Here is a 21,090-nt window from a genome sequence, read left to right on the forward strand (position 1 = left end):
CCTCCGAGCCGGGACTCGCTCGTCCCGAAGCCGACGCTAAGACCGCGCGGCCGGCGGCCGCTGCGGGCGGACGTCCGCGGCGCCGGAGTCTTTGGTCCCGCGGCGAGAGGCGCTGCGGCCCTGCCGCTCGCACCGGCCCAGCGGGAGATTCGGGCCATGACACAGGCGACATTCCCGCTCGGCCGCGTCGCCGGGATCCGCGTCGGCGCGCACTGGTCCGTGCTGATCGTGATGGGCCTGCTGGCCGATCTCCTCGCGACGACCGTCCTTCCGCTCGGCGCCCGCGGTTCGCCGGTCGCGGTCGACTGGACGGTCGCGGTCGTGAGCGCGCTGGTGTTCCTGGCGTCCCTGCTCGCGCACGAGCTGTGCCACGCGCTCGTCGCGCGGCATTACGGGCTCCGGGCGGAACGCATCACGCTGTGGCTGCTCGGCGGTTCCACCGAGTTGCCCGAGGAACCGCCGACGCCGCGCTCCGCGCTGCTCATCGCGGCGGCCGGGCCCGCGGCGAGCGCAGTGGCGGGCGGAGGGTTCCTCGGCGCGTCCGCGCTTGCCTCCCCGCTGCTGCCCGCGGTGGTCACCGTGGCGCTCGCCTGGCTGGGCTGGGCGAACGGCGTGCTCGCGGTCTTCAATCTGCTGCCGGGGACGCCGCTCGACGGCGGGCGCGTTCTCGAAGCCGTCGCGTGGCGGCTGACCGGAAACCGGGCCCGTGCCCGGCGGATCGCCGCCGCCGGCGGCCAGGTGCTCGCCAGCGCGCTCGCGGCCTTCGGCGCCTGGCAAATTCTGGCGCTGGGCAACCTCGGCGGACTCTGGACGATCGCCATCAGCTGGTTCCTCGCCGTCGCCGCGCGCACCGAGATATCCGCGGCCCCGCTGCGGCAGCTGCTTTCCCAGCTCCGGCTCCGCGACGTCATGAGCACCGAACCGGTCACCGCACCCGGCTGGTACACCGTGCAAGGCTTCCTGGACCAGGCCGCGCGGACCCGGTTCCTGACCTTCCCCGTGGTGTCCTTCACCGGGGCACCGGTCGGTGTCGTCAGTCTTTCCGCGCTGTCCCGGGTCCCGGAAACCGAGCGGACCGCCACGCGGCTGGAGGACATCTGCGTAAAGCCGCCCGCCTGCCTGATCGCCAGTCCGGACACGCCGCTCTCCCAAGTGTTCGGGGGCGTGCGGCTGCGTCCCGGCCAGGACCTGGTGCTCGTCGTCGACCACGGCGAGCTCGCCGGAGTAGCGGCTCCGGGCGATCTCGCGCGGACGCTCGAACTCGCCGGACTCGGCGTGCGGCCCGCTCACGACGCCGGCAGCGTGAAATAGGCTTCCTCCTCCTGCGCGAAATGCAGGGTGAGCACCGCGTCCAGCCCGTACAGCGTCGCGCGCAGGTCGTCGACCTGGTCCGCCTGGATCCTCGACGGCGACTCGGCCAGATGCCGTTCCAGCCGCCGCGCCAGCCGGGCGATCTCGGCGTGCGCGCGGCTCATCGGCACCGTGCTCTCCGGACTGCCCAGCGCATCGGCCAGCGCCGGGTACAGCTCGGTCTCCTCCGCGGTCTCGTGCGGCAGGACTTGCCGCAGCAGCACGTCGCACGCGTGCCGGACAGCCCGATCCGCCGCCGGGGTCGGCCCGCCGGCCAGTGCGTCGGCGGCCTGCCGGATCGCCAGCAGCGCGGGCCGGAGCCGCTCGTGCTCGGTCTCGAAGCGGTGCACCAGCTGGGCGGGCGCCGGAGCCGCGACCGCGGGGACCCGCAAGGCGCGCAAGGCGTTGAGGATCACCGCGACGTCGATGCCCTCCTGCACGATCGCGCCCCAGACCGGCGTGAGGAAACCGGCCGCCGCGGCCGCCATCGCCGCCAGCGACAGCGCCACTCCGGCCGCGGCGCTCTGCACTGCCAGCCGCCGCGCGCGCCGGGCGATCTCCGCGGCGTCGGCGAGCCGGTCCAGCCGGTCGTCGAGGATCACCGCGTCGGCCGCCTGCGCCGCGGCCGTGGCGCCGCGGGAACCGAGCGCGACGCCGACATCGGCGGCCGCGAGCGCCGGAGCGTCGTTCACGCCGTCGCCGGTCATCACGACGAGTCCCTCGGCCCGAGCGGCGGAAACCGCCGCGACCTTCTCCGCCGGGCTGACCTCCGCCTGGACGCGGTCGAGGCCGAGCAAGGCCGCGACCTCCCGCGCGTTGTCCACCCGATCGCCGGTGAGCAGCCCGATCGTGGCGATCCCGGCCGCCCGCAGCCGGCGCGTCGTGCGGGCCGCGTCGGGGCGGACCCGGTCCTTCGCCAGCAGCGCCGCCACCGGCTCGCCGTCGCACTCGACCCAGAGCACGGACGCCAGGTCGAGCCGTCCCCGGCGCGCGGCACTGCGCGCCCAGGCCGGCGTCTCCCGGCCGGCGGCCGGCCTGCCCACCCGGACCAGCCGCCCGCCGACGCGCCCGGCCACCCCGGAACCGGGCACCTCGCCGACCTCGACCGCCGGGACGCGTTCGATCCCGGCCGATTCCGCGGCCCGGACGACCGCCGCGGCGAGCACGTGCGGCGAGTAGTACTCGACGCTCGCGGCCAGCCGGAGCACCTCCTCGACGGGGTGCCCCGGCGCGCACACCACGTCGGTCACCTCCGGCCGCCCGGCGGTGACCGTGCCGGTCTTGTCCATGAGCAGCACCCGGGCCCGGCCAAGCGACTCCAGCGCGGCACCGTCCTTGACCACGACCCCGGCCCTCGCGGTGCGCGACATCCCGGCGGTCACCGCGATCGGCACCGCCAGCAGCAGCGGGCACGGAGTCGCGGTCACCAGCACCGCGACCGCCCGCTCCGCTTCGCCGCTCAGCAGCCACGCCGCACCGGCCATCAGCAACGCCGCGGGCAAGAACCACACGGCCACCCGGTCCGCCAGCCGCGCGACCGGCGCCGTCTGCGCCGCCGCCGACTCGGCCAGCCGGACCACCCCGGCGTACGTGCTTTCGTCCGCGCTCGCCGCCGCCGTGATCTCCGCCGCGGCCCCGGCGTTCACCACTCCGCTGCGGACCGCGTCCCCGGCGGTGCGCGCGACCGGGAGCGGTTCCCCAGTGAGGGCCGACTCGTCGAATACCCCGCCGGCGGCGAGCGTCCCGTCCACGGGAACGACCTCGCCGGGCAGGACGACCACCGCGTCCCCCGCGGCGACTTCGCCCGCCGGGACCTCGCGAAGGTCGTCCCCCGCCCGCACGTGCGCCGTTTGCGGCACCCGGTCCAGCAGCGCGGTCAGGTCCCGCGCGGCGCGGCGCTGTGCCCGCGATTCGAGCACCCGCCCGGTCGCGACCATCACCGCGACGACCGCGCCGGCGAGGAACTCGCCGACCGCGAGGGTCGAGGCGAGCGCCAGCACCGCCAGCGAATCCGCGCCCGAGCGCCGGTGCCGCAGATCCTCGGCCACCCACCAGACGGCGGGAGCCAGCGCGGCCGCGGTCGCCGCCGCCCAGCAGCCGCCGGACCCGGGGTTCCCCCACCACCAGAGAATTCCTCCGGCTGCCAGCAACACAGCCACCGCGGCGAGCAACAGCGCTTCGCCCGGCAGCCGCTTCCCTTGAAGTGTCATGACGCCTCCCGGCCGCACGATGCGCCGAAGGCCTCCGGCCGGGAAGGGCCGAAGGACCCCGGTTCAGTCCACAGTGGACGGAATCAGTCCGCGTGCAGGACAGCGGCTCCGGTGACCCGGTCCGCCGCCAAGTCCGTCAACGCCTCCGCCGCCGCGGACAGCGGATAGGACATCGTCCGGACGTGCAGCCGGTGCGCTCCCGCGAACTCCAGGAACTCCCGCGCGTCCGCCCTCGTGTTCGCGGTGACGCTGCGCACTTGCCGTTCCTGGAAAAGGTGGTGCTGGTAATTCAGCACGGGTATGTCCGAAAGATGGATACCCGCGATCGAGAGTGTGCCGCCGCGGTCCAGCGCCGCCAGCGCGACCGGCACCAGTTCCCCGGCTGGCGCGAACAGGATCGCCGAATCCAGCGGCTCCGGCGGTGCCTCGGCCGCGTCGCCCGCGGAAGCGGCACCGAGCTCGAGCGCCAGCTTCCGGGCTTCCGGGCTGCGGGTCAGCACGTGCACGGTCGCCCCGCGCGCGAGCGCCACCTGCGCGGCGAGATGCGCACTGCCGCCGAACCCGTAAATGCCGAGCCGGCCGCCTTCGGGGACCTCGGCCCGCTTCAACGCCCGGTAGCCGATCACCCCGGCGCACAGCAACGGCGCCAGCTCCTCGTCGGAGTAGCCGGCGGGCAACCGATGCGCGAACGCGGCGGGGACGACGGCGTACTCGGCGTATCCGCCGTCGGCGTCCCATCCGGTGTACCTCGACTCCGGGCACAAGTTCTCCTTGCCGGACACGCAATAGCGGCAAGCGCCACAGGCCCCGCGCAACCAGGCGATGCCGACCCGGTCCCCCGTCCGGAAGCCGCCCGCCCTCGCCTCGACCACCTCGCCCACGATCTCGTGGCCGGGCACCACTCCGGCGCGGTGCACTGGAAGATCGCCCTCCGCCACGTGCAAATCGGTCCGGCACACCCCGCACACGCGCACCCGCACCAGCAGTTCGCCGGCTTCTGGCTCCGGGACCGGCATCCGTTCCCGCACCAGCGGCCGGCCAGCCATCGGACCGGGCGCGCGCACCCGCCAGGCCCGCATTTCCGCCGTCATCGCGGCTCCTCTCGTCCGCAGTGCCCCGTCCAGGATGTCGGCGGGCCGGATCCGGGACGACGTCCGCAGGTCCCGCCCGCCGGGGACGTTCGGCTCTTCTCTGCGGCGCCGCGGTTGCGCAGAGTCGTGCCATGACTGCTCCCCAGCGTGCGGCGTAGGCCAGGATGTCCCGCACCGCCCGTCCCGGGCCGCCTCCGGACCCGCCCGCGCACAAGCCCGAAGAGCACCACAACGGCGGCCTCATCGGGCTCCTGCTCACCGCGGCGGTTCTCGTCACCGTGGTGCTCATCGCCGGTCCCTCGCTGTGGACCTCGTCAGTCCCGGCGCTCGCCTACACCGAGCTGCTGTCCAGAGTAGACGCCAACCAGGTCGCCGAGATCACGGTCGGCGGCGACGGCGCGGTCTCCGGGAACTACCGCGACGGCGGCAAGTTCACCAGCCAGCTCCCCACCGCGCTCGGCGATCCGCGGCTCGACGCCAAGCTGCGCGAGAAGAACGTCGCCGTCACCGGCGCGAAGACCAGCAGCGGCGATTCGGTCTTCACCGCTCTGCTGGCGTATCTGCCGATCCTGGTGATCTTCGGACTGTTCTGGTGGGCGGGCCGGCGCGCGCGGCAAACTCTCGGCGCGGGCGGGCTCGGCGGCATGGGAGGCATGGGCGGCATCGGCGGGTTCGGCCGGTCGAAGGCCAAGATCATCGAGGCTCAGCGACCCGGCACGAGGTTTGCCGACATCGCCGGGTACGAGGGAGTGAAACAGGAGATCGCCGAGGTCGTCGACTTCCTGCGCGATCCCTCGCGGTACGCCGCCGCCGGGGCCAAGGGCCCGCGCGGGGTGCTGATGGTCGGGCCGCCCGGCACCGGGAAAACCCTCCTCGCCCGCGCGGTGGCCGGCGAGGCGAGCGTGCCGTTCCTGTCCATCACCGGGTCCGCGTTCGTGGAGATGTTCGTCGGCGTCGGGGCTTCCCGGGTGCGCGACCTGTTCTCCGAGGCCCGCGATCGCGCGCCGTCGATCATCTTCATCGACGAGATCGACGCCGTCGGCAGCCGCCGCGGCATCGGCGGCGCGGGCGGGCACGAAGAGCGCGAGCAGACGCTGAACCAGCTGCTGGCCGAAATGGACGGTTTCGACCAGAGCGGCGGCACCGTCGTGCTCGCCGCGACGAACCGGCCGGAAACCCTCGACCCCGCGCTGCTGCGCCCCGGCCGGTTCGACCGGCAGGTCACCGTCCCGTTGCCCAACCAGGCCGAGCGGGCTGAGATTCTCGCGGTCCACATCGACGGAAAGCGGCTCGATCCGGACGTCGACCTGACGGTCGTCGCCCGCGGCACGCCCGGGTTCTCCGGCGCCGATCTGGCCAACCTCGTCAACGAGGCGGCGATCAACGCCGTGCGGGACAACCGGACCGTGCTGACCGCGGACGACCTCGCGACCGCACGGGACCGGGTCCTGCTCGGCCGCCGCGACGCCTCGAACGCGCTGCTTCCCGAGGAGCGCCGGTCTGTCGCCGTGCACGAGGCCGGGCATGCTCTCGTCGCGGCGCTGTGCGAACACGCCGACCCGGTGGCGAAGGTGACGATCCTGCCCGCGGGAATGGCCCTCGGAGCCACCGAGCAGCTGCCGGAGGCCGAACGGCGGCTCTACTCCGAGAGCTACCTGGCCGATCTGCTCACGGTGCGCCTCGGCGGACGGGCGGCCGAACTGGTCGCGCTGGGAGAAGCGTCGACTGGTGCCGCCAACGATCTCGCGAGCGCCACCGCGATCGCCGCGAAAATGGTCACCGAGTTCGGGCTCTCCCCCGCGCTCGGCCCGATCGGCTACAGCCGCGGCGGAGCCCCCGCCGTCGCCGACGACGGCCCGGAGCTGCTGGGCAGGCCGTACTCCGAACAAACGCAACGCGTCGTGGACCAGGAAATCGGCCGCCTCGTGCGGGAGGCCGAGGCCCGGGCGGTCGCCCTGCTCGAACAGCACCGCGACGCGCTCGACCGGCTCGCCGAGCGGCTGCGCGAGGAAGAGACCGTCGACGGCACGGCCGTGCAGGCTGCTCTGGCGGCCAGCCGAACCGCGCCCGAGGATTTGGCCGAAATCCCGGCCGCAGTGCCGCGATAGGTGCCGATCCGGTGCCTAAAGTCCCCGCGCGGCAAGGAGAACCGCTCGCCGCCGGGAGCCGGCGGGCCCTCCGGAACGGGCAGTGCGGCCCTCGTGGCCCCGAGCGTCGAAGCGGAAGCTCGGACGCAACGAAAGCGAGGCGACCATGAGCATCGACCGCATCTCCCCGGACCGCCCTCCCGCGCCCTCGACGACCGTCCCGGCCGGACTGCGGCGCAACCGCCACGACCGGCTCGCGCTGGTGCCGGACGGTCGCGTCGACGCCCGGTACGCCGATCTCCGCGACCTCCGTCTCGCGCTCGCGCTGACCGAGGAAGACGCCCGCGAGGAGACCGATCTCGACCCGTTCGACCGGATCACCTGCCGGACCCATCGCCGCTGGCTCCACCAGTGCGTCTCGTCCCCGCACCACGCGGTGCCGCTCAGCGGCCACCGCTGGTGCCGCCCGTGCGGCCGCCCGCTCGACGCGGCCGTCGACGAACTCTCCGGCGACGTGCGGTTCTCCTGCCCGCGCTGCGGCCAGACCCCGGGCACCCGCGCCACCCGCCAGCTGACCCGCGCGTGCCGGGCGAGCATCGCCGCGGCCTTCGACCGCTCGTCCGGCCGCGACCTGTGCGCCTGAGCGAACGGAACCGCGCGGCGCGGCGAACCTGTGCGCGGCTCTGGCCGCTGTCCACAGAGGGCGGAGCCGGGGACCTTCGGCCCTTTTCCGGCACCTGCCCGAAGCGCAGCCTGGAGACAGGCAGCCGGGCGCCCGATTCCCCCTGACCGTCGCGAACCGGCGGCCAGGGCGAGCGCGGGAACGCCATTCCGGGCATAGGCGAAAGCCCGCCCGACCGAACCGCCTGCGCCGAGAAGTCCGCCGTGCCAGGCGGCAGCAGAAACGAGAACCGATGAGCGGCCAGCAAGCGACCACCGACGACGAATACCTCCTGCACTGCGGAATGAGCGGCTACCTCGACGCGGTGAGCGTCGCAGCGGGCGTCGGCCCCGAGTCCGCCACGATGGACCTCGACTCGCCGATGTCGGCCTACCTCGCACTCGACGGGCAGCTCGCCGTCCATCCCGGACGCGACACAGCGCTGGTCTGGGACGAACGGCACGGCTGGTCGTTCACCATCGAAACCCATTCCGGCGAAGACCTGCTCGTGGTGGCCTACCTCGGCGACGACCTGGTACCGCCCCCTTCCCGCGTCCGGGAATTCGTCCGCGCGGTCCGCGCCCTGACCCGGCGCACGCCGCCGCCCGCGCCGCCGGAGCTGAACCGCGGGCGGGCCGACCTCCTCGCCCGGCTTCTCGGCTACCGGACTCCGCAACCGCTGGCCAGCCAGTGACCCCGCTCGAGCGGGAGCGGAGACGCAAGCGGGCCGGCACAGCCAAGCTGGTGCTTCCCGCGCGCAGCGGGGCGCTCAGGTGAAGATGATCTGGCCGCCCGCCGCTTTGGCGTAGAATTCGCCGACGGTGATGATGTCCCGCACCTGCTCGATCAGATCGTCCTTTTCGAGGCCGAACAGGTCGACCGACGCCTTGCACGCGTACAGCCCGGCCCCGGTGTCGGAAATCATTTCGAGGAATTCCGGAATGGCGGGGATATCGAGCTTTTCCATCTTCCGTTCGAGATACTGCGTCATGACCGACGACACGCCGGGCAGTCCGCCCGCCCACGTGGCCAGGTGCAGGCCCGGATTGCCGACGGTCGCCAGCTTGATGTGGTCGTGCCGGGCCTTGTGCACGGCGTCCAGCCCGAAAAAAGTGAAGAACAGATCGGCTTCGATGCCTTCCGCGCGCGCCCCGTTGGCCATGATCAGGCCGGGGTAGATCGCGTCCAGCGAGCCTTTCGAGACGATGACGGAGACCTTTTCGATCATGCCGGGATTCCTCCTCAGATGCAGCCGCGCGGTTTCGGGATTCCGGCGATTTTCGCGGCGAGCTTGGCCGGGCCCTTCGGGAAGAGCCGGTACAGGTCTTTGATCGTCACGCCGGAAGTGCGCCCGAGCGCCCGCACGGTCGGGCCGGTGCCCTTCTCCGCGTATTCCCGCCGCATGAACTCGATGACCTTCCAGTGCTCGTCGGTCAGCGCGTCGATGCCGGATTCGCGGGCGATCTCCGGAGCCATCTGTTCGGTCCAGGACTCCGGCTCGGTGAAGAAACCCTCGTCGTTGACAGGCACCTCGGTGCCCGCGTAGGTCGCGGTGGGCATGAGCGTCCTTTCTGGTCAGTGTTCCGCGGGCGCCGGGAACTCCTTGCCCGCGCGGGGCATCTCGGCGGCGATGCCGGGGATTTCCCGGCCGGGCAGCAGGCTGTGCCAGTACAGCCACGAGAACATCAGCTTGCCGAGGTGGTTCAGCCGCGATTCGCGCAGCAGCGGAAGCCCGGCCGCCGCCGGGAAATGACCGGGCAGAGGTTCGGTGTCGTAGTTGAAGTCGATGAGCATCGCCTTGTGGAAACCGCTCTCGATGAAGCAGTTGGTGTGCCCGTCGAATCCGGGGTCGAGCGGACGGCCGGCGAGGTACCGTGCGACGTTGCGGGCCAGCACCGCGCCCTCGAAGTGGGTGACCGAACCTGCCTTGGACGCCGGCACCCCGGCGGCGTCGCCGAGCGCGAAGATGTTGGGGTACGCCGTGGACTGCAGCGTGTGCGGATCGACGGAAACGAAGCCGAACTCGTCACCCAAACCGGGCGATCGGTCCACATAGGACGCTCCGCTGTGCATCGGCACCACCACCGCGAGATCGAACGGGACCTCGCGGCCGTCGTAGGAGACCAGCCGACCGCCCGCGCCGTCGACCTCGCCGGTGTTGAACTCCGTCACCAGTTCGATGCTCTTGTCCTCCAGCAGACCGGCGAGCGTCTTCGCCGCCACCGGCTTGGTGAACGCGGAATCGAGCGGCGTGACATAGGTGATCCGCACTTCGTCGCGGATTTCCTGTTCGGTGAAGTACCAGTCGGCGAGGAAGCAGAATTCCAAGGGGGCGACCGGGCATTTGATCGGCAGGTCGATCACGTTCACCACGAGGCGCCCGCCGGTGAACTCGTCGAGCGCGGACGCGAGCGCCATCGCCCCGGCGTAGTCGTAGAAGGTGTGCACCGTCTCCCGCCAGCCCGGGCCGGTGAGTCCCTCGGTTTCCTCGGGCACGAGCCGGGCGCCGGTCGCGATCACGAGCGCGTCGTAGGCGAGCATCGTGCCGTCCGCCAGACCGACTCGCGCGGCTTCGGCGTCGACGTGGTCTACCGCGCTGCGGTGGTACTCGATTCCTCGGTGCAACTGCGCCGGGCGGGACCGGACGAGGTCCTCCGGCTGGGCGAGGCCGAACGGCACGAACAACAGGCCCGGCTGGTACACGTGGTCGTTGTCCTGGTCCACCACGGTGATCCGGACCTGATCGCCCAGACCGCGCCGCAGCCGGTTCGCGGCCAGGGTGCCGCCCGTCCCGCCGCCGAGAATCACGATGTGCTTGGTCACCGCTCCAGTCTCGAAGCGGCCCGCCGGTCCGGTTAGGGTCTTCGGTCACCGGCGGGGGCGACCAAGGAGGGCCGGTTACCGCAGCGCGACAGTCAGCAGCACGACCGCGTCTCCCAGCGCCTGCAGCCCGTGGCGTTCCGGCGGAACGACGGCCAGCTGCCCGCGTTCCAGCGTCCACTCCGCACCCTGGGTGTGCAGCCGCACGGTGCCTGCGACGACCTGGAGCGTGGCCGCGGGCGGCGAGTCGTGCTCGGCCAGCTCGGCGCCGTCCCCCAACGCGATCAGCGTCGCCCGCTGGGAGGTTCCGGACACCAGCGTCCGCGCGGCCCGCCGTGATCCGTGCGCGCCGGCTTCGACCTGCAATTCGGCGGCCACCGCGTCGATCGAAGACACTGCCGGGTGATCGGTCATCGCTTCTGCTCCCTCCTCGGCGGGCCCCCGCGGCGGAGCGTCACCGAGTACCGCGTGGGGCGGCGTTCTCGCTGAACTTACCCTGCCACGATGCCTGCGCACCGGAATCGCCGATGCGGTAGACGTCGTAAAGGGTCGCGCCGGCGACCAGGACCGCGACGACCGCGATCACCGTCGTGACCTTCGTCGAGGCGGGCGCCAGGTAAGTCTTGCGGCGCACGGCGGTGGCGACCGCGGCGTTGTCCTCGACGGCCCCCACGTCGGTTTTGTCCGTCACCGTCGCGTTTTCGCGCTGGCGCCACCACACCACGAGCGCGAGCACGGCGACCGGGATCGCGACCCAGAGCGCGGTGTCGCCCAGTTCGGTGTGGTCGCGCAGCAACTGAGTCCGCGGAACTCGCCGCTCGAGCCATTCGCCGGCGTCCGTGGTGATCGGAACCAGGATCAGCGCGATCACGGCCAGCACGGCGTTCGGCGCGGCGAGCTTGCCGCGTGCTTTCGGCCAGACGCTGCTCAGCACCAGCAGCAGCGCGCTCAACGGCAGCAGCACGACAATCGCGTGCACGAGCAGGATGTGGGCGGGCAGGCCGTTCACGGTCGTCATGATGTCCTTAATCCGGTGGAATTTCGCGATTCAGCGGGAACTCTGCGAAGGCGCGCTCACGGCGGCACGGTGGAGACCGGTTCGCGCCGGGCAGTCATCGGCGCCCGCCCGCCAGCCGCAGCGCCAGGGTCGGGCAGGCGGCGACCGCCTGGCGCGCGTCGGACAGCACCGGGCCCGGCACCGGCCGGTCGACCAGGATCGGGTAGCCCCACTCGTCGAGGTCGATCAGTTCGGGCAGCAGTTCGGCGCAGATTCCGTGGGCCCGGCAGGCGATCGGGTCGACCCGCAGCTGACGGGAGCGTCGTTCGGGCACGGTCACGTCCAATCGCCGCTTCGGTTGTTCCATCCCGGCAAGGGCAGCGCGGGGTGCGCCGCCCACGCGCACGGACGCCCGGCGAGGTGGGCTCGCAGGTCGTCGGCGAAACACCGCAGCGCGCTCGCGGCCAGCCGGACGGCGCCGTCGGGATGGGCGCACGCGCCGCGCCCGGGAATGACCGAGAGCCGCGTGCGGAGCCGTTGCCCGGCCAGCGCCGCTGCCCGGCCGCCGAGCACCAGGGAGGTGAAATCGTCGGCGACGGCGGGGAGACCGAACATGCACGGACCGCATTGGCGCGCGGACTCCCCCGCCAGATAGCGCAGCAACCGAGCGGTTTCGGCGAGACCGCAGGCGCGCGCGGGCAGCACGGTCAGCGAGGCGACGCCGAGTGCTGCGCCCGCCGCGCGAAGGTCCTCATGGGACAGCCGGATGCCCGCCGCGACAGGCACGGGCAGCCAGGTGCCGCTGTATCCGCCGAACAGGATGGCCTGGGGTGTTCCCGCCGGGCCGCCCGCCTGGTCGAGCACCTCTGCGACCGGGGTGCCGAACGCGGTTTCGTACACCCCCGGCCGGGCGACTCCGCCGCCGGCGGTGACCAGCGTGGTGCCGGGCGAGTCCCGGGTGCCGCAGCCCCGGAACCACTCCGAGCCGTAGCGGGCGATCAGGGCGAGATGGGCGAGCGTTTCGACGTTGTCGACCAGGGTCGGCCGGCCGCGCACCCCGCGCTCGAAAGGACGGGGCGGTTTCGCGGTCGGCCGGGCGTCGCCGGTCTCCAGGAAGTTGACGAGCGCGGATTCCTCGCTCGCCACGTACCGGCCGGGCGCCTGGACCAGCCGGATCGGGATCTCTCCGCTCGGCCGCTCGGCCAGCGCACCGGCGACGGAGCCGGCGATCGGATCGGCGCGGTGCACGCACAGGATGATCTCCGTCGCGTCGGTCGCCGTCGCGGCGAGCACCGCCCCGTCGATGACCAGGTGCGGCGCGACGGTGAGCAGTGCTCGGTCCTTGCCGCTCGCCGGTTCGCCCTCGCAGCCGTTGGCCACGACGACCGGGCGGCGGCCGCGGGCGACGGCACGCAGCTTGCGGCCGGTGGGGAAACCCGCCCCGCCGCGCCCTCGCAGCCCTGAAGCGTCCACTGTGGACAGCAGCAGGGCCCTGCCGTTCCGTCCGGCGTAGCGTTCGACGGGCAGCGCACCGTACCGGGCGCTGTGCTCGGCGAATCCGGCGGACTGCCGGGCTTCCAGCCAGCCCGCGAGAAGACGGCGCGGGCGGGCCGGGTCAGGCGGCAGCAGCGGCCCGCTGGCCGCCCGGGGATGGCGAGCGGTCGTCATCACAGGCCTCCCAGGGTGCCGCGCCGGGCCTCGGTGTCGGGATGCCGCACCGTCGCGCGCCACCCCACGGCCGCCGCGGCGGCGAGCACGCAGGCCACCAGCAGCACCCGGACCCAGCCCAGCCGGGAGTCGGCGCCGCCGATCTCGAAGCCGTGCACCACGGCCGCGGGCCAGGAGAGATACGCGGCCCAGTGCACGGCTTTCCAGACCTTGGCGTTGATCCGGGGACGGAGCAGGCTGGACACGACCACAGCGACGAGCAGATCGAACGCGACGGCTCCGATGCCGAGCGACACCGGGTGGTACGCCGAGACGAACGGGATCACCACGCTGATCCACCGGATGCCCGCGTACGTGTCGATGATCGCGGTCGCGATGTGGACGGCCAAGAAGGCAAGCGTGATCAGGGACAGATTCCGGTGGAAGGCGGCGACGGCGAACCTCGGCCACCTCGGCGACGCGAGCCGGGCGCTGGAGATCGCGCCGAGGACCACCACGGCCGTGAACAGCACCAATGCGGCCAGTCCTGTCGCCCGGCTGACGTACCACAACGCGCTCATGCCGGCGCCTCTTCCGGCCATCCGGCGACGCGGACGACGCGCCCGTCCGAGGCGACCAGGCGAGCGGGCAGCCGGCGTTCCGCGAGCCACGCCGGAGCGAGTTCGCCGAGCACGACGGCCGCGGTGCTGGCCGTGTTGGCGTCCGCGCACGTGGCCGCCGCGACGGTCACAGTCCGCCAGCAGGGATCCGGGATGTCCCCGGTGCGCGGATCGACGATGTGGTGCACCGTCCGCCCGGCTCGCCGCCAGGTGCGGCACACCGTGCTGGACGTGGCCAGTCCGCCGCTGGCCACGGCGATCACCGGGTCGCGGAGAGGATCCGCCGCGGCGTGGTCCTCGCCGACCACCACCGGCCATCCCCCGGCCGGTGCGCGTCCCGCGACAGCGACGTCGCCGCCGAGCCCGACCAGCACGCCGCAGCCGAGTTCGCGCGCGAGCGCGGTGCTGGCGCGGTCGGCTGCCCAGGCCTTCCCGGTAGCTCCCAGGTCCAGCCGCACGCCGCGCGGGACGACGACCTCGCGCCGGGGCCAGTCGGCGGTGATCCGCCACCAGCCCGGAGCCTCGCCCGCCGGCTTGACCGGTGCCGCGAGATCGCGATCGATCGCGGAGAAGTCCCGGTCGTAGCCGAGGTCGCACACGGCTTGGCCGACGGTCGGATCGACCAGCCCGCCGGTCGCCTCGGCGGCCCGCAACGCGACCTGCAGCGCTTCGGCCAGCAAGGGGCTGACCCGCACGGGAGAACCGGCGTGGCGGTGCAGCTCGGCGATCTCCGAATCGTCGCGAAACCGGCTGCACGTCTCGTCGACGGCACGCAGTTCAGTCCGGAGCAGGTCCGTCGCGATCGGGAGGCGGTCCGGCTCGGTGACCACCAGTTCGGCCGTGGTGCCCAGCGCGCGGAACCGGATGCTCGCGAACGGTTCGGCGGCCGTGGTCATGAGCCGCCCGAGCGCGCGGCACTGTGGTGCCGGCGACCGACGACCGGCGGCTGCGCGGGCGGGCTGACCGCCGGAGGCGCGCTGCTCTCCGGGATGCTGTCCGGGGTGCTGTCCGCGGAGGTCTGCGGCGGCGGGACCGCGGACGGCGAGGAGGTCACCGGCGGAGAAGCCGGTGCGGTGGTGTCCGCCGTCGCTTGCTGAGCGAGCGTCACCCCGAAGACCGTGGCCAGCGCCGCGCCGCCCAGTCCCGCCGTCCACGTCGCCGTCGAGACGCTGCGGCGGCCGCGGGCACGGGCCCGGACGCGTTGCCGGTGATTCACGCGGGTCTCCTTCCGGGAGGTCTGCTGCCCAGTTTCGACGGGAGTCCTGGGGAAAATCTGGGAATCCGGGCCGCGGATGCCGCGTGCCGCGCGGGCAGGCACGATTGCGGGATGGACACTGCGCACCCCGGCTCCGGCCGGGTCCTGCTGGTCGAGGACAACGCCGAACTGGCCGAGCTCCTGACCGAACTGCTGTCCGACGAGGGCTACGAGGTCGAAACCGCCGCGGACGGGCAACGCGGCCTGCACCTCGGCCTGGTGCGGCAGTACGACGTGGTGATCCTGGACCGGGGCCTGCCCGCGCTCGACGGCCTCGACGTGCTCGCCCGGCTGCGCGGCAAAGGCGTCACGACGCCGGTGCTGGTGCTTTCCGCGCTCGGCAACCCCGCGGACCGCGTCGCGGGCTTGGACGCCGGAGCCGAGGACTATCTGCCCAAACCGTTCGATGTGGACGAACTGCTCGCCAGGCTGCGCGCGCTGCGCCGCCGCCACCTCGACGTCGCCCGGGTGCTGCCGGTCGGCACGATGCGGCTGAACCTGGACACCCGCCAGGTCGAGCCGGGCCCCGGGGCGGGCGAGCCGGTCCGGCTGTCCGAACGGGAATGCGCGCTGCTGGCGACGCTCGCGGGCAGGCCCTCCCGGGTCTTCACCCGGCGGGACCTGCTCAGCCTGGCCTTCCCGGAGGCCGACAGCGAGGCCGTCGTCGACACCTACGTGTCGTACCTGCGCCGAAAGCTCGGGCGGCCGGTCATCGCGACGGTCCACGGGCGCGGATACCAGCTGGGCGCGCCGTGAGCCGCCCGCCGGCTTCTACCGAAGCGAGGCTGCTGCGACGCGCGACCTGGCGACTGGGCTTGCAGGTCGGGCTGTCCGTCGCCGCGATTGTCGTGCTGCTGTCCGGCCTCGCGGTGTTGATGGTGCTGCGAAGCCAGCAAACCGGCGTGGCCGCCCTGCTGCAGCAGGCCGCCTCTCAGGCCGACGATGTGCAGGACCCGCCCGCCGGGGTATGGCTCGCCATCCAGGGACCCGGCGGCCTGGCGTCGACGCCCGGCGCACCGGCCGTCCTGCCCGACCGGGCGGCGCTGGCGAACGTCGCGAAGACCGGGACCGCGCAAACCGACGAGGTCCGCGGCGAGCGAGCCGGCTACGAGGTCTACACCGAGCAGCGCGGCACGCAGACCGTGCAAGCGGCGCTGGACCTGCGGGCGAACAACGACGAACGCGAGCGGTTGCTCGCCGCCATGCTCTTCAGCGGCGGAGTGGGACTGCTGCTGGCAGTAGGCGCGGGTGTGTGGTTCGGGCGGCGCGCGGTCGCACCGCTGGCCACCGCGCTGGGCATGCAACGACGCTTCGTCGCCGACGCGAGCCACGAACTCCGCACCCCGTTGACCCTGCTGTCCATGCGCGTCCAGGTGCTGCGCCGGCATCTGCGGCGCGGCGACTCCCGAGAACGGCTGACCGCCGAAATCGACGGGGTCGTCGCCGACGCCGGGCACCTCACCGACATCCTCGAAGACCTTCTGCTGGCCGCCGACGTCCGCGCGGACGGACTCACCGCGACGCTCGATCTCGTGGAACTCGCCGCCCGGGCGGCCGCCGCCGGAACCCCGGCCGCGGCCGAGCGCTCGATCGTCATCGAGGCACGCCCGACGGTGCCGACGCTGCTCGTGCGCGGCACTCAGGGCGGCCTCCTCCGCGCCGTGACCGCGTTGGTCGACAACGCCGTCACGCACGCCCGTTCGGCGGTCACCATCACGACGAAGCGAACCGGAACCACCGGCGTCGTCGAGGTTTCCGACGACGGGCCCGGCATCGACCCCGCGGTCCTGCCGGGGTTGTTCGAGCGGTTCTCCTCCGCCCGCCCCGAATCCTCGCCGCGCCGCCACTACGGCCTCGGGCTGGCGCTGGTGAGCGAAATCGCCGACCGGCACGGCGGCCACGTCACGGCCGGAAGCAATCCCGGCGGCGGAGCGCTGCTAACCCTCACCCTGCCGCTGGCCGGACGCGATTCCCGCGCCGCTCCCGGCTGATCAGCCGATTCTGAGCAGGGAGCCGGCGGCAGCGAAGCCGCGGCCCGTCCTCGTTGCCGCAGAACGTCTTCCGCGGTCAACGACGCGCGATGAGGTCCACCCCGTCCGGCACCGAGATGCCTCCGCTGAGGATCTCGACCGCTAGCCGGCTGGATGCTCATCGGCGACGCCAGCAGCGACAGCGGCCACCGGCGCTGCCCTTCGTCCTCCGCGGCGAGGACATTGCGCCCTGCCGTTCCCCCGACGGCAAGAAGAAGAATCGAAAGCGCGAGAGCCGCGAGCGGGCCAACCCCGACGATTCGGCAGCAGCGCTCTCGCCTCGAGCGGTGGTAGCGGCATGGGGCTCTTCCCCTCGTCCCCGGCCCCTCCGCTGCCGCCGCTCCCTGCGGAGAACACCGTCACGGCCGTCCGTTCCGCTTGCGCGGCAGCCGATCGATGGCGGGCGCAAGAGACTCTTCCCGCGGAATCGTGGTGGATTCCCGACAGGACTGCGCGTACGCGCGCATGGCGGCCCGCAGAGGCCGAAGGTCACTTCGACCCGTGACGAACGCCCGGTGAACGGTCCGCCTCCTTCGCCGAAGCTGAATGGCGTACGGCCGGCACCAGGGTGGTGTCGCAGCGGGACAGTCCCGCCGAGCCGACCGCCCGAAGGAGTCGCATTGCCCACACGACCAGTGCCGGCCAACGACCGCGTTCCCGGGCACGGACCGCTGCTCGGCGTGCGGCGGCTGCTGACCAAGGAGACCGTCGGCGACCACGGGCGCACCCTGCACCAGATCGACGCGAACGCGTGGGAGTCGTTCTACCGCGACCGGTGGAGCTACGACCGCGTCGTGCGTTCGACGCACGGGGTGAACTGCACCGGTTCGTGCTCGTGGAACGTTTTGGTCAAGGACGGCCTGATCACCTGGGAGCACCAGGCGACCGACTACCCGGGCACCGGGCCGGACAGCCCCGACTACGAGCCGCGCGGCTGTCCCCGGGGTGCGTCGTTCTCCTGGTACGAGTACTCGCCGTCGCGGGTGCGCCATCCGTACGTGCGGGGTTCGCTGCTCACGATGTTCCGGGCCGGGCTCAGGCGGTTCGGCGACCCGGTCGCGGCCTGGGCGGACATTGTCGAGGACCCGCGCAAAGCCAAGGCCTACAAGGAACAGCGCGGCCGCGGCGGGTTTGTCCGCGCCACCTTCGACGAGGCGACGACGATGATCGCCGCCGCACACGTCTACACCACCAAGACCTTCGGGCCCGACCGCGTGGTCGGGTTCTCGCCGATCCCGGCGATGTCGATGGCGTCCTTCGCCGCGGGCACCCGCTACCACGCGCTGCTCGGTGCCACGCTGCTGTCGTTCTACGACTGGTACGCCGACCTGCCGGTCGCTTCGCCGCAGGTGTGGGGCGACCAGACCGACGTGCCCGAGGCGGGCGACTGGTGGAACTCCACCTACCTGGTCATGTGGGGCTCCAACATCCCGGTCACCCGCACCCCGGACGCGCATTTCCTCGCCGAGGCGCGCTACCGCGGCGCGAAGGTGGTCGCGGTCAGCCCGGACTATGCCGACAACGTCAAGTTCGCCGACGACTGGCTGGCTCCGCACCCGGGCACGGACGGGGCGCTGGCGATGGCCATGGGCCACGTCGTCCTCACCGAGTTCTTCCGCGACCGCCAGGTGCCCTACTTCACCGACTACGTGCGGTCCAACACCGACCTGCCGTTCCTCGTGACGCTGCGGGAACGCGAGCCCGGCGTCTACGCCACCGACCGCTTCCTCACCGCCGCCGATCTCGGCGACGACGGCGAAGGGGCGCGGCACAAGACCGTCCTGCTCGACGACGCCACTGGAAAACCCTTGGTGCCCAACGGATCCCTGGGTTTCCGTTACGGCGCCGAGGGCGAAGGCCGCTGGAACCTCGACCTCGGCGACGTCGTGCCCGCGCTCGGCGTGCTCGGCCACGCCAGCGGCCAGGTCGCCGTCGACCTCGCCCGCTTCGACATCGGCGAGACCGAGGGCGGCGCCACCATGCGGCGCGGCGTGCCCGTCGTGCGGGTCGGAGAACACCTCGTCACCAGCGTCTTCGACCTGCTCATGGCCCAGTACGGCGTCCAGCGCGGCGACCTGCCGGGCGAGTGGCCCACCGGGTACGACGACGCCGACGCTCCGCACACCCCGGCCTGGCAAGAGCGGATCACCGGCGTGCCGGCGGCGCTGGCCGCCCGGATCGGGCGCGAACTGGCGCGCAACGCCGAACGCAGCCACGGCCGGTCGATGATCGCGCTCGGCGCGGGCGCGAACCAGTGGTTCCACTCGGACATGACCTACCGCGCGCTGATCGCACTGGTCACCCTCACCGGCTGCCAGGGCGTCAACGGCGGCGGCTGGGCGCACTACGTCGGGCAGGAGAAGGCCCGGCCGCTCACCGGGCAGCAGCACCTGAGCTTCGCCTTCGACTGGCAGCGCCCGATGCGCCACCAGGCCGCCACGCCGTTCTGGTACCTGCACACCGACCAGTGGCGCTACGAGAAAGTGCCCGCCGACGAGCTGGCTTCCCCGCTCGGCGAGGGCAGGCTGGCCGGGATGTCCTTCGCCGACACGGTCGCTGCCGCGCAGCGGATGGGCTGGTCGCCCGGCCACCCCGCGTTCGACCGCAACCCGCTCGACCTCGCCGACGAGGCCGCGGCCGCCGGAGTCAGCGCGGCCGAGCACATCGTCGGCGAACTGCGAGCGGGGCGGCTGCACGCGGTCGCCGACGACCCCGACGACCCGGCGAACTTCCCGCGCTGCCTGACCCTGTGGCGGGCCAACCTGCTCGGCTCCTCGGGCAAGGGCAACGAGTTCTTCCTCAAGCACCTGCTCGGCGTGGATTCCCTCGCCTCGGCCGACGAATGCGGCACCGACGAACGCCCGCGCGACGTGAAGTGGCGGGACGACGCGCCGACCGGCAAGCTCGACCTGCTCACCACGGTCGACTTCCGGATGACCAACACCGGCCTGCACTCCGACCTCGTGCTGCCCGCCGCGACCTGGTACGAGAAGCACGACATCTCCACCACCGACATGCACCCCTTCGTGCACGCCTTCTCCCCCGCGGTCGAGCCGCCCGGGGAGGTGCGCACCGACTACGACGCGTTCCTCGCACTGGCGGACAAGGTCAGCGAGCTCGCGGTCGCCCACCTCGGCACTCGCCGCGACGTGCTGGCCGCGCCGCTGCAGCACGACACTCCCGACGAACTGGCCACGCCGTCCGGACGGGTCCGGGACTGGGGCCGCGGCGAATGCGAGCCGGTGCCGGGCGTGACGATGCCGAAGCTGATCGAAATCGAGCGCGACTACACCCTGCTCGGCGCCAAGATGCGCGCGGTCGGCCCGCTGCTGGACAAACTCGGCACCACCACCAAGGGCATCACCGTCGACGTCGCCCCGGAACTGGAATACCTGCGCCGCCGCAACGGCGTCATCGCCGACGGCCCGCTCGCCGGGCGGCCGTCGCTGTCCACCGCGGACCGGATGTGCGAGGCGATCCTCGCGCTCTCCGGCACGACCAACGGCCGCGTCGCGCACGAAGGCTTCCTGCAGCTGGAAAAGCAGACCGGGCAGCAGTTCACCGACCTGGTCGAGGGCCACGAAACCGAGCACGTCACCTACGCGGCCACGCAACAGGCCCCGCAGCCGGTGATCACGAGCCCGGAATGGTCCGGTTCGGAAAAGGGCGGCCGCCGCTATTCGCCGTTCACCATCAACGTCGAGCGCCGCAAGCCGTGGCACACGCTCACCGGACGGCAGCAGTTCTTCGTCGAACACGACTGGGTCGCCGAACTGGGCGAGCATCTGCCCGGCTACCGGCCGCCGCTCAACATGGCGCGGCACTTCGGGAAGCCCGGCGACCTCGCCGACGGCGGCGTCACCGTCCGGTTCCTGACCCCGCACGCGAAATGGTCGATCCACTCGATGTACCACGACAACGAGCTGATGCTCGCGCTGTCGCGCGGCGGGCCGGTGCTGTGGATGAGCGTCGAGGACGCCGCGAAGATCGGCGTCGCCGACAACGACTGGGTCGAGGCGGTCAACCGCAACGGCGTGATCGTCGCCAGGGCCGTGGTCAGCCACCGGATGCCCGAGGGCACGGTGTTCCAGTACCACTCCCCCGAGCGGACGGTGAACGTCCCGAAGACCGAAAAAGGCGGCCGCGGCAAGGGAAAGCGCGGCGGCTACCACAACTCGATGACCCGGTTGCTGGTCAAGCCCACGCATCTCGCGGGCGGGCACGCCCAGCTGACCTATGCCTTCAACTACTACGGACCGATCGGCAGCCAGCGCGACGAGATCACCGTCGTGCGGCGGCGCAGCCAGGAAGTGGAGTACTGA

At 72.6% G+C, this 21,090-nt stretch carries 19 protein-coding genes; 7 read left to right on the forward strand and 12 right to left on the reverse strand.

The window, feature by feature from the left end; translation table 11 throughout:
* The first annotated feature begins 156 nt into the window (after positions 1-156).
* Positions 157-1,311, forward strand: coding sequence for a site-2 protease family protein (locus EIZ44_RS27835; RefSeq protein WP_134732161.1), 1,155 nt, complete (start codon positions 157-159; stop codon positions 1,309-1,311).
* Here EIZ44_RS27835 and EIZ44_RS27840 read toward each other — a convergent pair.
* Positions 1,287-3,560, reverse strand: a complete 2,274-nt coding sequence (locus EIZ44_RS27840; RefSeq protein WP_134732163.1) for a heavy metal translocating P-type ATPase — start codon at positions 3,558-3,560, stop codon at positions 1,287-1,289. The two genes, EIZ44_RS27835 and EIZ44_RS27840, sit on opposite strands and share 25 nt — an antisense overlap.
* Before the next feature lie 83 nt (positions 3,561-3,643).
* A complete protein-coding gene (locus tag EIZ44_RS27845) occupies positions 3,644-4,639 on the reverse strand; it encodes a zinc-binding alcohol dehydrogenase family protein (protein ID WP_167754302.1) in 996 nt (331 codons plus the stop codon).
* Positions 4,640-4,815: 176 nt separating this feature from the next.
* On the opposite strand from EIZ44_RS27845, the gene ftsH reads away from it, so the two are divergent.
* The 3 genes from ftsH to EIZ44_RS27860 all read left to right on the forward strand — a co-directional run bounded on the left by ftsH (position 4,816) and on the right by EIZ44_RS27860 (position 8,093).
* Positions 4,816-6,759, forward strand: a complete 1,944-nt coding sequence (gene ftsH / locus EIZ44_RS27850; protein ID WP_134732167.1) for an ATP-dependent zinc metalloprotease FtsH — start codon at positions 4,816-4,818, stop codon at positions 6,757-6,759.
* Between the two features lie 145 nt (positions 6,760-6,904).
* Entirely contained in the window at positions 6,905-7,381 is a 477-nt protein-coding gene (locus EIZ44_RS27855; RefSeq protein WP_134732169.1) for a hypothetical protein, read from the forward strand.
* A 271-nt stretch (positions 7,382-7,652) separates the two neighbouring features.
* The gene (locus EIZ44_RS27860) at positions 7,653-8,093 is read left to right on the forward strand and encodes a DUF6292 family protein (protein ID WP_134732199.1); all 441 of its coding nucleotides are present in this window, start codon (positions 7,653-7,655) and stop codon (positions 8,091-8,093) included.
* 75 nt (positions 8,094-8,168) lie between these two features.
* On the opposite strand, the gene EIZ44_RS27865 is transcribed toward EIZ44_RS27860, so the two are convergent.
* From EIZ44_RS27865 to EIZ44_RS27910, 10 genes are all read right to left on the reverse strand, one after another.
* The gene (locus tag EIZ44_RS27865; RefSeq protein WP_134661449.1) at positions 8,169-8,627 is read right to left on the reverse strand and encodes a DsrE/DsrF/DrsH-like family protein; all 459 of its coding nucleotides are present in this window, start codon (positions 8,625-8,627) and stop codon (positions 8,169-8,171) included.
* 14 nt (positions 8,628-8,641) lie between these two features.
* Positions 8,642-8,959, reverse strand: a complete 318-nt coding sequence (locus tag EIZ44_RS27870) for a TusE/DsrC/DsvC family sulfur relay protein (protein ID WP_134732201.1) — start codon at positions 8,957-8,959, stop codon at positions 8,642-8,644.
* A gap of 15 nt (positions 8,960-8,974) precedes the next feature.
* On the reverse strand, positions 8,975-10,222 hold the full coding sequence (gene sqr / locus EIZ44_RS27875; RefSeq protein WP_037806024.1) for a type III sulfide quinone reductase, selenoprotein subtype: 1,248 nt from the start codon (positions 10,220-10,222) through the stop codon (positions 8,975-8,977).
* A 75-nt stretch (positions 10,223-10,297) separates the two neighbouring features.
* Positions 10,298-10,633, reverse strand: coding sequence for a cupin domain-containing protein (locus EIZ44_RS27880; protein WP_037806023.1), 336 nt, complete (start codon positions 10,631-10,633; stop codon positions 10,298-10,300).
* Positions 10,634-10,673: 40 nt separating this feature from the next.
* A complete protein-coding gene (locus EIZ44_RS27885; RefSeq protein ID WP_134732203.1) occupies positions 10,674-11,237 on the reverse strand; it encodes a DUF2231 domain-containing protein in 564 nt (187 codons plus the stop codon).
* 94 nt (positions 11,238-11,331) lie between these two features.
* Complete coding sequence (locus tag EIZ44_RS27890; protein WP_134732205.1) at positions 11,332-11,583, reverse strand: ferredoxin; 252 nt, start codon at positions 11,581-11,583, stop codon at positions 11,332-11,334.
* Complete coding sequence (locus EIZ44_RS27895; protein ID WP_134732207.1) at positions 11,553-12,884, reverse strand: NADH-ubiquinone oxidoreductase-F iron-sulfur binding region domain-containing protein; 1,332 nt, start codon at positions 12,882-12,884, stop codon at positions 11,553-11,555. Before EIZ44_RS27895 ends, EIZ44_RS27890 begins: the two co-directional genes overlap by 31 nt.
* Entirely contained in the window at positions 12,884-13,444 is a 561-nt protein-coding gene (locus EIZ44_RS27900) for a ferric reductase-like transmembrane domain-containing protein (protein ID WP_134732209.1), read from the reverse strand. Before EIZ44_RS27900 ends, EIZ44_RS27895 begins: the two co-directional genes overlap by 1 nt.
* Positions 13,441-14,379, reverse strand: coding sequence for an FAD:protein FMN transferase (locus tag EIZ44_RS27905; RefSeq protein ID WP_134732211.1), 939 nt, complete (start codon positions 14,377-14,379; stop codon positions 13,441-13,443). The genes EIZ44_RS27900 and EIZ44_RS27905 overlap by 4 nt, the downstream gene beginning before the upstream one ends.
* Entirely contained in the window at positions 14,376-14,699 is a 324-nt protein-coding gene (locus EIZ44_RS27910) for a hypothetical protein (protein ID WP_134732213.1), read from the reverse strand. The genes EIZ44_RS27905 and EIZ44_RS27910 overlap by 4 nt, the downstream gene beginning before the upstream one ends.
* A 111-nt stretch (positions 14,700-14,810) precedes the next feature.
* Here EIZ44_RS27910 and EIZ44_RS27915 point away from each other — a divergent pair, with 111 nt between their 5' ends.
* From EIZ44_RS27915 to EIZ44_RS27925, 3 genes are all read left to right on the forward strand, one after another.
* Positions 14,811-15,494 (forward strand): response regulator transcription factor, encoded by a 684-nt coding sequence (locus EIZ44_RS27915; protein ID WP_037806018.1) that lies wholly within the window; start codon positions 14,811-14,813, stop codon positions 15,492-15,494.
* The gene (locus EIZ44_RS27920) at positions 15,491-16,729 is read left to right on the forward strand and encodes a sensor histidine kinase (RefSeq protein WP_051728502.1); all 1,239 of its coding nucleotides are present in this window, start codon (positions 15,491-15,493) and stop codon (positions 16,727-16,729) included. The genes EIZ44_RS27915 and EIZ44_RS27920 overlap by 4 nt, the downstream gene beginning before the upstream one ends.
* Positions 16,730-17,388: 659 nt before the next feature.
* Positions 17,389-21,090 carry a nitrate reductase subunit alpha gene (locus EIZ44_RS27925; protein WP_134732215.1) on the forward strand — a complete coding sequence of 1,234 codons (3,702 nt, stop codon included), beginning with the start codon at positions 17,389-17,391 and terminating at the stop codon, positions 21,088-21,090.

The sequence above is a fragment of the Amycolatopsis nivea genome, assembly GCF_004522235.1.
In the GTDB taxonomy this organism is placed as follows: domain Bacteria; phylum Actinomycetota; class Actinomycetes; order Mycobacteriales; family Pseudonocardiaceae; genus Amycolatopsis; species Amycolatopsis nivea.